This is a genomic window from Dyella psychrodurans (genome assembly GCF_003363265.1).
Taxonomy (GTDB): domain Bacteria; phylum Pseudomonadota; class Gammaproteobacteria; order Xanthomonadales; family Rhodanobacteraceae; genus Dyella_B; species Dyella_B psychrodurans.
Map to the genome: position 1 here is coordinate 301,401 of NZ_QRBF01000004.1, position 15,403 is coordinate 316,803.

The following is a 15,403-nucleotide window of genomic DNA, read 5'->3' on the forward strand; positions in this document are numbered from 1 at the left end:
TCAACGTGCCTGAGTGGAGAGTGTGTCGATGACTTCATGCAGGCCTGCCTGCCAGTCCGGCAAAGCATAGCCGAAGCGCTGTTGGAACCCGGTGTTGTCCAACACCGACCAGGCGGGGCGCTGGGCGGGCGTGGGAAATTCCGCGGTCGTGATGGCGGCAACGCGCGGTATGCGGGCAATCAGGCCGCGTTCGTGGGCAGTCTGGAAAATGGCGCTTGCGAAGCCGTGCCAGCTGGTGTGTCCGCTAGCGACGAGATGGTGCGTGCCGGTCATGGCACGGCGTTGCTCCGCATTGCCCGACTGCCACGCATCCAGCGCGGCCAACGTTGCGCGAACGATGGTATCGGTGCTGGTGGGAGCGCCTTGCTGGTCGGCAACCACACGCAGTTCCTCGCGTTCGGCGCCCAGTCGCAGCATGGTGCGCAGAAAGTTATGGCCGTGCGGCGCATAAACCCACGCCGTGCGCAGCAGCAAATGCGCTGCGCCACTGCTCTTGAGTGCTTGTTCGCCCGCCAGCTTGCTGCGGCCATACGCACCCAGCGGAGCGGTTGCGGCGTCCACGGCATAAGGTGCCTTTGCGCTGCCGTCGAAGACATAGTCCGTCGAGTAGTGGATGACTAGCGCATGATGGGCTGCGGCCCACTTGCCGAGTACGCCAACGGCTTCGCCATTGACGCGTGTGGCAAGGTCTTCTTCCTGCTCGGCGCGGTCTACCGCCGTATAGGCGGCCGCATTCACGATGATGTCCGGGCGCAGCCGGTCGAGCAAGGTTGTAAGCGTATCGGGCCTGGACAAGTCCGCGACTTCGGCCGATTCGCCATCGGTACGCGTGCCGTCGCGACTGGCCGCTGTCAGGTGGCCTCGCGCGGCCAATCCGCCATGTTCAAGGAAACTGCGGCCAAGCTGGCCATTGGCACCGAGCAACAAAATGTTCATGGGATGAAAACAGGCAGACGCTCGGCGGGCATGTCGGCGAGGTGCAGTGCCTTCAGATCCTTTTCGGAAAGCTGCGGCTGGCTGATGGGCCAGTCGATGCCGATACTGGCGTCGTCCCAACGAATGCTTGCATCGGCTTTCGCGTCATAGAGGGCCGTGCACTGGTAAGTGAAGGTGGCATGGTCCGACAACACGCAGAAGCCATGGGCGAAGCCTTCGGGTATCCAGAAATGCCGGTGATTGTCCGCCGTGAGCATCACGCCGGCCCACTGGCCGAACGTGGGCGAGCCGCGGCGGATATCGACCGCCACGTCGTAGACCTCGCCTTCGAGCACGCTCACCAGCTTGCCCTGCGGGTTCGGCCATTGGTAATGCAGACCGCGCAAGACACCTTTGCTCGAGCGCGATACGTTGCTCTGCACGAAATTCACGCGAATGCCGGCGGCAACGTATTTCGCTTCGTTGTAGCTCTCGTAGAAGAATCCGCGTGCGTCGCCGAATACCTGCGGTTCGATGACCATCGCACCGGGCAGGGAGGTTTCGACGATCTTCATGCCACGTGTCCTTGTTCGACCAGATGCTGCAGATATTGGCCGTAACCGGTCTTGGCGAGCGGTGCCGCAAGACGTTTCACCTGTTCGGCATCGATCCAGCCGTTGGCATAGGAAACTTCTTCCGGGCAGCACACCTTCAGGCCCTGCCGGTTCTCGATGGTCTCGATATAGTTGCCGGCTTCCATCAGCGATTCATGGGTGCCGGTGTCGAGCCAGGCGTACCCGCGACCGAGCTGCTCCAGATGAAGCGAACCATCTTCGAGGTAGTGCCGGTTGAGATCGGTGATTTCCAGTTCGCCGCGAGGCGAGGGCTTCAAGGCGGCTGCATAGTCGCAGACACGGTTGTCGTAGAAGTAGAGGCCGGTTACGGCGTAGTGCGATTTGGGCTTGCTGGGCTTTTCTTCCAGTCCGACCACGCGGCCGTGAGCGTCGAATTCCGCTACGCCGTAGCGCTCCGGATCCCTGACCCAATACCCGAAAACAGTAGCGCCTTGTTCGCGCGACCCTGCGCGCTTCAAACGTTCGGTAAGTCCGACGCCATAGAAGATGTTGTCGCCAAGCACCAGGCAGCTGGGTTGATTGCCGATGAAGTCGCGCCCGATCAGGAATGCCTGGGCCAAGCCGTCCGGCGATGGCTGCACGGCGTACTGGATGTCGATACCCCATTGCGAACCATCACCCAGTAACCGCTGGAAAAGTTCTTGCTCGTGAGGCGTGTTGATCACCAGGATTTCGCGGATTCCCGCAAGCATCAGTGTTGCCAGCGGGTAATAAATCATCGGCTTGTCGTAGACCGGAAGCAGCTGTTTGCTGACGGCCTGGGTGATGGGGTAAAGCCGGGTGCCGGACCCGCCGGCCAGGATAATGCCCTTGCGTGTGTTCATGCGCCGAGACGCTCCATGCGATAGCTGCCGTCGAGTACACGCTGCACCCACGGCTGGTTCGACAGGTACCAGTTCACAGTTTGCTCAATGCCGGTTTCAAACGTTTGCGAAGGCCGCCAGCCAAGCTCGCGCTCAAGCTTGCTGGCATCGATCGCGTATCGGCGATCATGGCCGGGGCGGTCCTTCACGTAGGTGATCAGCGATTCGCGAGGACGGCCAACCGCGAGCGGACTGCGTGCGTCAAGCAGGGCGCAGATTGTCTTCACCACCGTGATATTGGTGCGCTCGGCATTGCCCCCGACGTTGTAAGTTTCGCCTACCCGGCCAGCATCCAGAACGCGCCGGATGGCCGAGCAATGATCGCCGACGAATAGCCAGTCGCGAATATTGAGGCCGTCGCCATAAACGGGCAGGGATTCGCCTGCCAGCGCCTTCTGAATGACCAGCGGGATCAACTTCTCCGGGAACTGATACGGCCCGTAATTGTTCGAGCAATTGGTGGTGAGGGTGGGGAGGCCGTATGTGTGATGAAAAGCCCGCACCAGGTGATCGGAAGCCGCCTTGGAGGCCGAGTAGGGCGAATTGGGGGCGTAGGGAGTCGTTTCGGTGAACTTGCCCTCGGCGCCCAGCGTACCGTACACCTCGTCGGTGGAAACGTGCAAAAAGCGAAAACCGTCGCGGGACTGGCCTTCCAGCGCGCGCCAATAGTCGCGTGCCGATTCGAGCAGGCCCAGGGTGCCCACGACATTGGTGTGAACAAAGGCGGCCGGCCCGTCGATGGAGCGGTCGACGTGCGATTCCGCAGCGAAGTTCACGATGGCGTCCGGCCGATGCTCAGCCAGAAGCTGGTCGATCAGGGCGCGTTCTCCTATGTCGCCCTGCACAAAAATATGCCGCTCATTGCCGGCCAGCGGTTCCAGGGTATCGAGGTTGCCCGCATAGGTCAGCTTGTCGAGATTGATCACGCGCAAGCCGTCGGCGACGGCCTGCAGCACGAAATTGGCCCCGATGAAGCCGGCTCCGCCGGTAACGAGCAACACTTTGGCATTAGCAGAAAAATTGTTCATTAGACCCTGCTTTTTTTGTCCTAAATGCGCAACCCTGATGAGGGCCACAAAACCGTCTCACCGAACCGAGACCGCTGGATAGTTTGCCATTGATCGGCGAGTATGGCGTAGAGGAGCGATTTTTTGTGGCGGGGGAACGGCACGGAGAGGCCAGCACGCCCCGCCGGGAGTGAGCATGCAGATGGCCGGATCTTCCCTTTTGGGGCGTGTTTGGATAAGGCGGGACGTATTTTGGGAACTCACCAAGCGTGATATCGCCGGGCGCTACAGCGGGTCATTCCTGGGCCTGCTCTGGTCGTTCCTCAATCCCTTGCTGATGCTTGCCGTTTACACGCTGGCCTTTCGCCAGTTTCTAGGCATGCGTTGGCCGAACATGGAAACCGGAGCGGATTTCTCGCTGATGATTTTCTCCGGCATGATTGTTCATACGCTCATGGCAGAATGCATCGCACGGGCGCCGACGAGCATTGTCTCCAATGTAAACCTGGTCAAGCGCGTCGTGTTTCCTGTTGCGCTATTGCCATGCGTGACAGTCGTCTCGGCTCTGTTTAATGCTGCGTTAAGCTTGACGGTGCTGTTGCTCTTCGTATTGATGTCGCATCATTCGTTGTCACTGAGCCTGCTTTATTTGCCGTGCTTGTTCGCACCCTACGCGGTGTTGCTGTGCGGCATAAGCTGGTTCATGGCTTCGGTAGGGGTATTCATCCGGGACATCACCCAGCTGGCAGGCATCATCACCACGATGATGATGTTCCTCAGCCCGGTGTTCTATCCCGCATCATCCTTGCACGAGCCATATCGCTCGTGGTTGCTCTACAACCCGCTGACATTGATCATCGAGCAGACGCGAGGACTGGTGCTCTTCGGAAAAGCGCCTGATTGGCATGCGCTGGGTCTGTACGCCCTGGTGGCACTCGCGGTGTTGCTTGCGGGGTATGGCTGGTTCCGTCGAACTCAGGACGGCTTCGCTGATGTCCTGTGAATCCACGATCATCGAAGCCACCACAAAGAAAACCGCGATAAGCGTCAGCGGTCTTGGCAAGTGCTATCAACTCTACGACAAACCCATTCACCGCATGGTGCAGAGCCTGATCGGTAGCCGTTGGCGCCTCTATCGGGAATTTTGGGCGCTTCGCGGGATCGATTTCGAAGTCAGGCACGGCGAGACGCTGGGCATCATCGGGCGCAACGGAGCGGGCAAATCCACCTTGCTGCAGCTGATTGCGGGTACATTGAAGGCCACTGAAGGCAAGGTTGCCACAAACGGCCGCATTGCCGCGCTGCTGGAGTTGGGAAGCGGCTTCAATCCGGATTTCACCGGCCGCCAGAACGTCTACTTGAACGCTTCGATTCTGGGGCTTGCGCGGGCTGAGATCGATGCGCGCATAGGCGACATTCTCGCCTACGCAGACATCGGCGATTTTGTCGATCAGCCGATTCGCAACTATTCCACGGGCATGGTCATGCGGCTCGCGTTCGCCGTGGTCGCGCACGTCGACGCGGATATATTGATCGTCGATGAGGCGCTTGCCGTCGGCGATGCATTCTTTATGCAGAAATGCATGCGTTTCCTGCGCGATTTCCGCAAGCGTGGAACCATGCTGTTCGTGAGTCACGATGGCGGAGCCGTGACCAGCCTCTGCGATCGTGCGATATGGCTGGAACACGGTCGCATTCAGCGCATCGGCGACGCACGCATGGTCATGGAAGCCTACATGGAGGCTTCCCTGATTGAGCGTCAGGGCGGCGTTGGCACGCGCGGTGACGCCAAAGTGCGGTTGCAGCCTGAAAAGAAGGAGAGACGGATCAACTTGCGACAGGAACTGATCGATCGGTCCGTCCTGCGCAACGACATGCTGGTTTTCCCATTTCGGCCCGATGTCGAAGGGTTTGGCGAGCATAAGGCGAGAGTTACCCACGTCGCGTTCTGCGATGGGGCAGGTCAGCCCGTGGCGGTGGTATTGGCGGGCGAGCAGGTGACGCTGGAAATCGAGCTTGTGGCCGAGCACGACATCGACAACGTCATCGTTGGCTTCTACATCAAGGACCGGCTCGGACAGCTGTTGCTTGGCGACAACACCGTGCTCAGTGATGAGGGGGATTTTGGCGTTTCCGCGGGCGAATCATTCAGGGCGCGATTCTGTTTCGAGATGCCCCGCCTTAGCGCGGCCGATTACTTCATTACGGTAGGCGTGGCAGAGGGAACGCAGGAGCATCATGTGATACAGCATTGGTTGCACGAAGCGTTGCGATTTACCGCGATGGGAGGGGGCTACGCGACGGGGCTTGTGGGTGTGCCGATGCATGACGTTTCGCTTGAGCGAGTCGCCGATGAGCTGTGATTTCCGTTTGGAAGAACATCCCATCATGCTGATGAGGCCTGGCGTGGTGCCACCGTTTGGATGGGTGGGGCACATCCCGTTCGCGTACCTTGCGGTGGATCTTCTTCGTCCCGCCAGTGTGGTCGAGCTGGGGACGCACTCGGGCAATTCGTATCTGGCGATGTGTCAGGCTGTTCGCGCGCTCGATCTGGCCACCCGCTGTTGCGCCGTCGACACCTGGCAGGGCGATGCGCATGCGAGTCGCTACGGGGAGCAAGTATTCCAGGCGCTTCGCGCTCGCCACGATCCTCGTTACGGCGACTTTTCGCGCTTGATCCGAAGCAGCTTCGACGATGCGCTCGAACACTTCCCCGATCGCAGCATCGATCTGCTGCACATAGACGGGCTTCATACCTATGAGGCCGTGAGGCATGACTTCGAAACATGGTTGCCGAAACTCAGCGATCGCGCTGTCGTATTGCTGCACGACACGGCGGCGGAGGGGCAAGGGTTCGGTGTGCATGCCTTCTTCGAGGAATTGACGAAGCGTTACCCGTGTTTCGGATTCAATCATAGTCACGGGCTTGGGGTTGTCGCTGTGGGCACGAATGTGCCGGAACCGTTTGTCGGCTTCATGCAGCGCGCGCAGGCAAATCCATCGGCGTTTCGCGCATTCTTCGAGGCGCAGGCGGCCAATCTGGTCGACGCGAACGGTCATGTTCAAGGCAATGCCTACGAGCCTCAGGCGGTTGTTTGCCATCTCTACTACCGCCGTGCCGATGAATCGTACGACGATGCGCGCAAAGTGTCCGTCAAAGTCGATGCTTCGCATGGCACGCTGGATGTTTCCTTCCTGCTGCCCCAGGGCGTCTTGCCCGACTATCTTCGCATTGATCCGGCCGATTGCCCCGGGGTTTACGGTTTCCAACAAGTGCGCCTTCGGGTTGGCGGTGGTTCTTGCGACAAGCTTTTGGATAGGCTGCGAGAGCGGCTTGGGCATGTGGAAGGCGAATTGCTGCAGCGCATGGGCATGCAGAGCCTTTGCATCGCGAGCTTTGGCAACGATCCGTATGTCGAGTTTGAAGTAGGCACTGCCTTGGCGGGTGCCGCGGAAAACGAGGCTCTGGAAGTCACTGCGCGAGTCGATTATGAACTCGTTATCAACGAGCCCTCCGTGCACCGGCTGATGGAGCGTCACGCCCTTGTCGATATGCGAGAGCAGGCGCGCTCCAGGGTCGATGTGCAAAATTTCGCTCGTGATGTGTCAAAGCAATTTGCCGAAATGAATGCGGCGCTGAGTCAGGTGAGCTCAAAGCTGAATCAGGCGAGCTCAAAGCTGAATCAGATGGAGCAATTCATGCATCGGTCTCTCTGGCGCAAGATGTGGTTGCAGCTTCGCAAGAGAGGAGATTGACGCAATGTCGATGCGCAGAGGAATTCTGGATCTGATACGCGCCCGGCTCCGTCCCTGGTATCGGAAGCTGAGGGGAAACGCGTTCCTGCTGCATCCGATCGGTCAGTTGAGTCGCTTGTCACCTTCCGGGAACACCTGGAGATCGAAAGGATCGGATCCCAAGTTTGCATGTGTATCGTCGTGCTATCCGTTGCGCGCGGGGTGGTACAGCTTTTCCATTGAGCTGGAAGTGCTGGACGGGGGGCGTCTATGGCCGATGCTCTATTTTGACTTCGGCCATGGCATGCATGAGGCTTGGTCGCGCGATCTCAATTTCGTGCGTTCGGGAGTTCGCCGTCACCGTGGTGTGGTGCTGCTTTCGCATGACGTGCATGACATGCGCTTCGATCCTGCAGATGCGCCCTGTACGTTTCACGTCGGCAAACTCAACATGAAACGCATCGCCAGGCCGAGGGCGGCGTGGCTGATGCTGCGCGCTCTCAAGTCGCGACGCAGCGAATCGGGTACCGGTTTTGAAGAGAATGTCTATATGGAGGCCATGCGTCGCCTGCGTTCGTCCCGTGACAGGCGCGCTTTTGCTACGTGGTTGTATGGGCTTTATACATGGCGAAAGGAAACCAAGCCGGTCTACCAGGCCTGGCTGAATCTTTACGACGGCATGGGCTCGACTGTTTCCGCCGCGACGGGGATGCTCATATCGATTTTGATGCCGACCTACAATACGCCGGAGAAATGGTTGCGCAACTGCCTGGATAGCGTCCTCGCGCAGTCGTATGCGAACTGGGAGCTCTGTATTGCGGACGATGCGTCCACGGCGTCCCACGTGCGCAAGGTGCTCGAAACGTACAGCCAGCGCGATTCGCGTATTCGCGTCCACTGGCGCGACTGCAACGGGCATGTGTCCGCCGCAACCAATACCGCTCTCGACATGGCGCGCGGCGACTATTTGGCGCTGCTGGATCACGATGATGAATTACACCCGTTGGCGTTGTCATCGGTAGTCCGTGCGTTGCAGCAGAATCCCCATTGGCAGATGGTGTATTCCGACGAGGACAAGATCGACGAAGAGGGGCGGCGCTACGACCCTTACTTCAAGCCTGATTGGAATCTGGAGCTGATGCACGGCCAGAACTGCTTCAGTCATCTGGGCGTCTATTCAACCTCTCTGGTGAGGGCCGTTGGCGGCTTCCGCGAGGGGTTCGAGGGCAGCCAGGATTGGGATCTGGCGTTGCGCTGTTCCGAAAGGCTGGATCCGGGGCAGATCGGTCATATCCCCAAGGTGCTCTATCACTGGCGCGCGATCGCGGGCTCCACCGCGAAGGGCGTGGAGCAAAAGGGCTATGCGCACCATGCCGGGTTGCGCGCTCTGCAAGACCACTTGAGGCGTCTGGGAACAGCGGCCGAAGTGATGGAGATAGAAGGCTTGCTGGGTTTGTTCCGCGTTCGCCATCCCGTCCCCGACGATCAGCCGATGGTGAGTATCGTCATCCCCACGCGAGACAAGATGGAGCTTTTGCGCAGATGCGTCGATTCGATTCTGGAGCGGACGACGTACAAAAACTACGAGATCGTGGTTGTCGACAATCAATCGAGCGAAGATGCTTCGCTCGATTACCTGCGCTCCATTTCAGAATATCCCCGTGTTCGCATTCTAAAGCACGATCATCCGTTCAATTATTCGCGGATAAACAACGAGGCGGTGAAGCATTGCCACGGTAAGCTGATTTGCCTTCTTAATAACGACATTGAAGTCATTACGCCTGGGTGGCTGGAGGAGCTCGTTGGTCACGCGTTGCGCCCCATGGTCGGTGCAGTGGGTGCGATGCTCTATTACCCCAACGACACTATTCAGCATGCGGGCGTCATCGTGGGTGTGCATGGGGTGGCGGCACATCCTTATTCAGCGCGCTCGCGTGGGTACAACGGGCAAATGGGGCGCGCGCGACTGACCCAGGCCATGAGTGCCGTGACGGCGGCCTGCCTGGTAGTGCGAAAGGACGTTTTCGAACGGATGGGAGGCCTTGATGAGTCGCTTCAGGTCGCTTTTAACGACGTGGATTTTTGTCTGCGGCTGCGCCAGCACGGCTATACCAATGTCTGGACTCCTTTCGCGGAACTCTATCATTGGGAGTCGGCGTCGCGCGGAGTCGAGGACACGTCGGAAAAACAAGACCGCTTTGATGGTGAAGTCAATTTCATGGTGGGTCGATGGTCTAAACAACTCCGTGCCGACCCTTATTACAACCCCAATTTGACGCTGTCCGGCGAACCTTTCACGCTCGCATTTCCGCCGCGGGATGGTCTCTTCATTGATGCAGAGGAACAGGTGGAGCTCGTCGACGAGCTGCTTGCCGCTCGCGGGTCGCGCGCAGCCGTCGGCGTGACCATGGATATGGTGGGCATGCGTGGAGCAGAATCAGGCCTGGAATGAGATAAGTGCGGCTCGATGCACTTGGTGCGGAAACAAAATGATGCTTGAGCAAGATTCCATTGAAAGCAATCTGATTCTTGCAAGGACGCATATGCAGCGCGGGCATTTTACCGATGCCATCGCGCTGCTAAGGCGTTGCAATCGTCAGAACCGCCACGTGCTGTACGAACAGTTGCTGGCTCAATGCCAGTACGAGATTTACGTGGCAGAGCCCCCCCGGGCGAGCAACGTGCTGCCCTGGCCGGAGCAAATCGACGATGTATTCGCCGGCGCGTCCGGCTTGCCTGAGATCCGGGCCGACCAGCTGAATGCGCGAACGCTCGCCGCGGGGATCCAGTATCACGGCGCGCTGATCGTGCGTGGCTTGCTGACCGAATCCAAGGCGTCGGAGATGGCTGCGGGGGTTCGTCGCACCCTGGATTCTTGCGGGGAGTGGCATCAAAAGGGACAGCCGGCATTCGAATCGCCTTGGTATTGGCGGTTGCCATTGTCCGAGGAATGCGAACTCGCTCAAGCGCGGTTTTGGGTGGAAGGAGCTTGCGGCGTATGGACGGTCGACTCACCCCGCATGCTTTTCGACCTCACGGAGACGTTGGGGCAAGTTGGAGTGATTGACGCGATTGCCGGATATTTCGGGGAGCGGCCGCTTCTTTCGGTAGGAAAGTCGACGTTACGTTGTGTGCCGAGCACGATACGCGTCGCCGACTGGCATCAGGACGGTGCATTCATGGGCGGCGACATCCGCAGCGTGAACGTCTGGCTGAGTCTGTCGCATTGTGGGGAAGACGCGTCCGGCCTGGAGGTGTTGCCGCGGCGGCTGCCTCGTGTGCTGCCTACAGGAACGCATGGTGCCAATTTTGAGTGGTCGGTCGGGCCTGGCATGGTGGAGTTGGCCGGGGAGGGCATGAGCACGGTCAGTCCGGTGTTCGCTCCCGGCGATGCCATGCTGTTCGATCATTATTTTCTGCATCGCACGGGCATACCGGAGGCGATCGCCAAAGATCGGTATGCCATCGAATCCTGGTTCTTCGCACCCTCTGCGTATCCGCAGCAGCAATTGCCGTTGTGGCTGTGAAAGTGCGTTGAAGCGCAGGGCGCGCAGCGGGCGAATAGGGAGTCTCAGTGCAAGGGTTGCCGCTCCAGCTCGGCAATCCGGCGGCTCAGTGTTTCGATGACGTCGCGCGCGCGCTCAAGGGCTTGCGTGCGGCGACTGAGACAAGTCTCGGTCTGTGCCAGGATGGCGCGCAGGTGCATGCTGTCGGTTTCGATCGCCACGCATGCATCGAGCAGGCTTTCCGCAGTGAAGAAGCTGTCGATCAGTCGTCGCAGTTCAGGCGTCATGCGAGCCGCGGGAACCATGATGCCCAGGCCGTTGAAAAACGGCAGTTTGCGAAAGTGGAACTCGATGCCGGCGCTTGCCATGTAATCCTCGATGGCGGTAAGTACGCCATTGCGCGGACCGCCTTCGTGAAGCGCATTGGCGAGCACGCCATTCATGCCTTGCTCGACCAGTTCGTTGACGCCCGGCAACATGCCTCGATAGGCATAGGGATGCTTTTGCGAGGCTTCCAGGTCGTCCGGGTTGTAGTACATATCGCGTCGCGCATAAGGCCAGGCGACGTCGTGCGATATCACGATCGGTGGCGCCAGGCCCGCCATTTCCGCTCTTGCATGCAAGAGGTTTAGCTCGCTGTAGACCGTGGCCCAGTTGTGGTCGCCATCGATGAGGGCGATGTCGGGCGTGTCGAGTTGTGGAATGACCGCGACGCTTTTCAGCGGATGATAGCGATAGTGTTCCGTGCCGAACTGTCGAAGCACATCATGCAGGCTCGGCTTCGGTGCCGGATCGACGATATCTGCGAACGCGCCTTTGTTCTGGCAGTACTCCAGAATGTTGCGCGTATTCCAACCCGAGTCGGCGCCTATTTCCAAAAGTCGATTGGGCTGCACGACATCAATCAGAGGCCGGATATAGCGGTGCCAAAAGCGGTTCATCAAGCGTTCTCCCGGAGTGACGGCGCGGAAGGAATCTCGTCCAGCGCAGGGTCGTAGTGTATGGCGTTGACGGTCCCTCCGATCTTGCGCAGATAGCCGAATGGACAGGTGCTGATCAGCTGCCTGTTCCAGCTCCGGTCAATAACGAAGGTGCTGTTGCGGGCAAATTCGCGAACGATCTGCAGCGGGTCTCGATTCGAATATCCCAGCCAAGGTTGTCCGAAGAGCGTGCCGAGGCATACAAGGTACGATCGATAGGAAACCAATGCTCCATAGGCCTGGAGCGACGCTAGAGAGAGTGTTTCTGACCGCATCACGTCATACAGCACCAGCACGGACTCGGCGCTGCCCGTCCAATGTCGCACGGTAGCCAGGGTATGCATATCGTCGGCTTGTTCGTGCAGGACGGTCAGCCGCGACATCGGCATCGCGGGTAGCGACACTGGGTTCACGCAAAGCATGCGACTGCCTTCACTGCGCATGGCGCAAAGCGTCGAGTCGATAAAGCCGATCAGCCCTGCTTCCGCGCCGACCGCAATAATGGCGTCGGGACGCAATTGATGGATGATTTCCTGAAGGCTCATCAGGTCGGCCGGAGCAACGCCGGCAGGTTCTCCCATCCATGTGACGCTTTCTTGCAGTCCGCACTCCGCATACACCGACTGGAGGTAGGTCTGTGCGCCATCGTCGAAATGAACTGGCAGTTGCCCCGGACGTATCTGCCCGGTGATGCCAAGACGTAGAGGAATCAGACTGCGCTGGCGAATGCCGGTAGCGAATTCGGACCGCAGGCTGCCGTGAAATTGCAGGCGAGAGGGAGGGACACCGTTAAATTCCTTGCCACGCAGCGCGCGATAGGCATTGGCGTAGGAACGAACGCGCACGTCTTTCTCTGTGTCTTCCACGTTGGTGGTAGTGCCGCCGTGGAATTGATGGAAGCTCGCTTCCCCGACGAGAGACACCAGAGGACCCCTGGCATTTTCACTAGCACGATGCCAAAGATCCAGATTCGCAAAACCGCCCCCGGCTTGATCGAACGCTTCGTCCATCCCGCCGATGCGGTCATAAAGCGATGTGGGCAGCATCAGGCAATTGCTTTCGCTGAGACCTTCGAGCCATGGCTCAGGCCCCTCACCGATCGGTGCGCTGATGCGGAACAATTCATACCCGTTGTTCGGCCACTGGATGCGCTCGAACAGGCGATCTTCCATGTGTTGCGAATATCCGGCGACGGCGAGCCAGCGCTGATCGCCCCCGACAAACCAGTGGCGGACAGCAACCACGGCATCGGCGTGTTGGGTCCATGTTTGCCGTGCCGCCCGAAACACGCCGGGGGTCAGCAAATGAGCGCCATCAATCATGATCGCGAGGTAATCCCCTCGCGCCTGAAGGGCGGCTTCGTTGATCGCGGCACAGGGGGACGCCAGTTGGCGGCTGGGCCGCAACAGGCGAAACTGAGGGCCGAAGCTTGCGATCCATGCCGGATCGAGCGGAGGGTTGGATCCGTTGTCAATGCACAGGACTTCGTAGTCGAAGTCCTGTGCATCCTCCTGATAGCGTTGGCTCAGCGACGTCAGCGTTCGTTCGGCTTCGCGCCGCATGTTGTAGAAGTTGACGATGACCGAGAGCGTGACTTTCTGCGTTACCGGTGTGCGGCTCAGGGGAGCAGGGCCGGGCGAGTGTTGCGCCGATCCGATCCCGGGGCCGAGCACGCGCATGGTGAAAGGCCGTGCGAGCACCGTGGCACCCGTATCACTGCGCCTAAGATCCAAGGTATGCAGTTCGCCGTCGCACAGTTCAGGTGGCAGTGCCGCCTCGAATCCGCAACAGCCGTCTCCCTGCCGCAGTTCGGCGAGATCCCCGCGCCATTGATTCGTATCGAGGCGCAATATTTCGCGCCCGGATTCGTGCAGCGACAGGCTCAGGGGGCGGTTCGCAGGAGCCAGCCAGTACGCCCATCCGCGGATGCGTGCCGGACCGCATTGATCGAGGGAGCCGCAAAGATCCGTCGTGGAGATGGGTATGGGCAGCACGTCGGTGTTGCCTGGGCGGTCAGCCATCCCGTGGGGCAGTGCGGGGATCGTCAATGGGCTGCCTTGCAGGCCATGGCTCATGCCATCAGGGGTGACTGCCGTAATGGTCAGCTCAGTTCCCGCCGGCGGCATGGGGCCGAGTGTCGCAACAAATCCGCAATAGCCTCCTCGCTTCTCCGCCTGGGCGAGATCCGGGCGGAACAGGTGGGCTTCGGCGGTACCCCATACCCGATCACCGGATCGGACCTCGACATGGAGGGGGGCCTCGTCGGGAACGTCCGGTACCCATGCCCATCCCCTCAAGGCGGATCCTTCCAAGCCATCCACGACTCCTTCCACAGGATTGTTGCGAGTGGGACGGCGTCGGATTTTCAGCATGAGAGGGGTACCAGCGGGGCAAGGAGGGATCAAAAGATCACGTTTTCAACGTGAATTGGCAACACGCAAGCGTATGGTGCGCCGCATTTCATCTCAAGGCGGTAGAGCCAGGTATCGGCTGGCTGAACAGGGCTTTCAGGTATGCGTTCGGTAATGGCCGGTACGGCAAGGTAAGATTACAGTTTTATCTCTGACACAACGAAATCGGACGCCATGGCAGCCAAGAAGAGTCGTAGCAAGGTGAACGTCCTGGGTCTGGGGACGCGGGCAATCCACGCGGGCCAACATCCCGACCCTTCCACAGGGGCGATCATGACCCCGATCTACGCCACGTCGACTTACGTGCAGGAAAGTCCAGGGAAGCACAAGGGTTACGAATATTCGCGCACGCAGAACCCCACGCGCATGGCTTACGAGCGCTGCGTTGCGGATCTTGAAGGAGGAAAGGCGGGATTCGCTTTCGGATCCGGTCTGGCGGCCGCGGCCACGGTGCTGGATCTGCTCGATTCGGGCAGCCATGTCATTGCCATGGACGACCTGTACGGCGGTACCTACCGATTGTTCGAACGGGTTCGTCGCCGCTCGGCGGGACTGGATTTCAGTTTCATCGATCTTAATGACGATGAAGCGCTCAAGAGTGTCCTCAAGCCCAACACGCGCATGATTTGGGCGGAGACACCCACCAACCCGATGCTTAAGCTGGTGGACCTCGCCAAAGTCGCCCGGTTTGCAAAGAAACACGGACTCATCCTGGTCGTGGACAACACCTTCTGTTCGCCGATGCTGCAGCGGCCGTTGGAACATGGGGCCGATCTGGTACTGCACTCGGCCACCAAATACCTTAATGGTCATTCGGATATGGTTGGCGGCGTCGTTGTGGCCGGGTCAAAGGCGCTGGCCGAACAGATGGCTTTCTTGCAGAACTCAGTGGGTGCCGTGGGTGGTCCCTTCGATGCGTTCCTTGCCATGCGCGGACTCAAGACCTTGCATCTGAGGATGAAGGCGCATTGCGAAAATGCGTCGGAGCTCGCGAGCTGGCTGGCCAAGCACGAAGCTGTGCAGCGAGTGATCTATCCGGGTTTGAAAAGCCATGCGCAGCACGCCCTGGCGGGCCGGCAGATGGATGGCTTCGGCGGCATCATAAGCATCGAAGTAAAGGGCGGGCTCAAGAAGGCGCGCCGCGTGCTGGAGCGCTGCGAACTATTCGCGCTCGCGGAATCCCTTGGTGGCGTGGAAAGTCTGATCGAGCACCCGGCCATCATGACCCATGCCTCCGTACCGGCTGCTAATCGCAAGAGGCTGGGCATCAGCGACGGCCTGATCAGGTTGTCGGTGGGTGTGGAAAACCTGGCTGACTTGAAAGCAGAGCTTTCGATGGCCCTTGCGTAAC

Annotated in this window: 12 protein-coding genes; 6 read left to right on the forward strand and 6 right to left on the reverse strand. The window is 59.5% G+C overall.

Annotated elements, in window-relative coordinates:
- From rfbD to rfbB, 4 genes are read right to left on the reverse strand one after another with little or no spacing between them, the layout of a single operon-like run.
- On the reverse strand, positions 1–936 hold the full coding sequence (rfbD, locus tag DWU99_RS12770; RefSeq protein WP_115478433.1) for a dTDP-4-dehydrorhamnose reductase: 936 nt from the start codon (positions 934–936) through the stop codon (positions 1–3).
- The gene (rfbC, locus tag DWU99_RS12775) at positions 933–1,490 is read right to left on the reverse strand and encodes a dTDP-4-dehydrorhamnose 3,5-epimerase (protein ID WP_115478434.1); all 558 of its coding nucleotides are present in this window, start codon (positions 1,488–1,490) and stop codon (positions 933–935) included. Before rfbC ends, rfbD begins: the two co-directional genes overlap by 4 nt.
- Positions 1,487–2,374: a glucose-1-phosphate thymidylyltransferase RfbA gene (rfbA, locus tag DWU99_RS12780; RefSeq protein WP_115478435.1), complete on the reverse strand. Its 888-nt coding sequence runs from the start codon at positions 2,372–2,374 to the stop codon at positions 1,487–1,489. The genes rfbC and rfbA overlap by 4 nt, the downstream gene beginning before the upstream one ends.
- Positions 2,371–3,441, reverse strand: a complete 1,071-nt coding sequence (gene rfbB, locus DWU99_RS12785; protein WP_115478436.1) for a dTDP-glucose 4,6-dehydratase — start codon at positions 3,439–3,441, stop codon at positions 2,371–2,373. The genes rfbA and rfbB overlap by 4 nt, the downstream gene beginning before the upstream one ends.
- 175 nt (positions 3,442–3,616) lie before the next feature.
- Between rfbB and DWU99_RS12790 the strand changes: the two genes are divergently transcribed.
- The 5 genes from DWU99_RS12790 to DWU99_RS12810 are packed head-to-tail and all read left to right on the forward strand — an operon-like array spanning position 3,617 to position 10,682.
- Positions 3,617–4,423: an ABC transporter permease gene (locus DWU99_RS12790; protein ID WP_115478437.1), complete on the forward strand. Its 807-nt coding sequence runs from the start codon at positions 3,617–3,619 to the stop codon at positions 4,421–4,423.
- Positions 4,413–5,783 (forward strand): ABC transporter ATP-binding protein, encoded by a 1,371-nt coding sequence (locus tag DWU99_RS12795; RefSeq protein WP_115478438.1) that lies wholly within the window; start codon positions 4,413–4,415, stop codon positions 5,781–5,783. The genes DWU99_RS12790 and DWU99_RS12795 overlap by 11 nt, the downstream gene beginning before the upstream one ends.
- Positions 5,784–5,814: 31 nt before the next feature.
- Entirely contained in the window at positions 5,815–7,176 is a 1,362-nt protein-coding gene (locus DWU99_RS12800) for a class I SAM-dependent methyltransferase (RefSeq protein WP_267897529.1), read from the forward strand.
- A gap of 4 nt (positions 7,177–7,180) precedes the next feature.
- Positions 7,181–9,607 carry a glycosyltransferase family 2 protein gene (locus tag DWU99_RS12805; protein WP_115478440.1) on the forward strand — a complete coding sequence of 809 codons (2,427 nt, stop codon included), beginning with the start codon at positions 7,181–7,183 and terminating at the stop codon, positions 9,605–9,607.
- Positions 9,582–10,682: a CDC27 family protein gene (locus DWU99_RS12810; RefSeq protein WP_147292928.1), complete on the forward strand. Its 1,101-nt coding sequence runs from the start codon at positions 9,582–9,584 to the stop codon at positions 10,680–10,682. The genes DWU99_RS12805 and DWU99_RS12810 overlap by 26 nt, the downstream gene beginning before the upstream one ends.
- A gap of 44 nt (positions 10,683–10,726) precedes the next feature.
- On the opposite strand, the gene DWU99_RS12815 is transcribed toward DWU99_RS12810, so the two are convergent.
- Both DWU99_RS12815 and DWU99_RS12820 read right to left on the reverse strand, forming a co-directional pair.
- Positions 10,727–11,602 (reverse strand): class I SAM-dependent methyltransferase, encoded by an 876-nt coding sequence (locus DWU99_RS12815; RefSeq protein ID WP_115478442.1) that lies wholly within the window; start codon positions 11,600–11,602, stop codon positions 10,727–10,729.
- Positions 11,602–14,013: a CmcI family methyltransferase gene (locus DWU99_RS12820; RefSeq protein ID WP_115478443.1), complete on the reverse strand. Its 2,412-nt coding sequence runs from the start codon at positions 14,011–14,013 to the stop codon at positions 11,602–11,604. The genes DWU99_RS12815 and DWU99_RS12820 overlap by 1 nt, the downstream gene beginning before the upstream one ends.
- A 213-nt stretch (positions 14,014–14,226) precedes the next feature.
- On the opposite strand from DWU99_RS12820, the gene DWU99_RS12825 reads away from it, so the two are divergent.
- The gene (locus DWU99_RS12825) at positions 14,227–15,402 is read left to right on the forward strand and encodes a trans-sulfuration enzyme family protein (protein WP_115478444.1); all 1,176 of its coding nucleotides are present in this window, start codon (positions 14,227–14,229) and stop codon (positions 15,400–15,402) included.
- Position 15,403 lies beyond the last annotated feature (1 nt).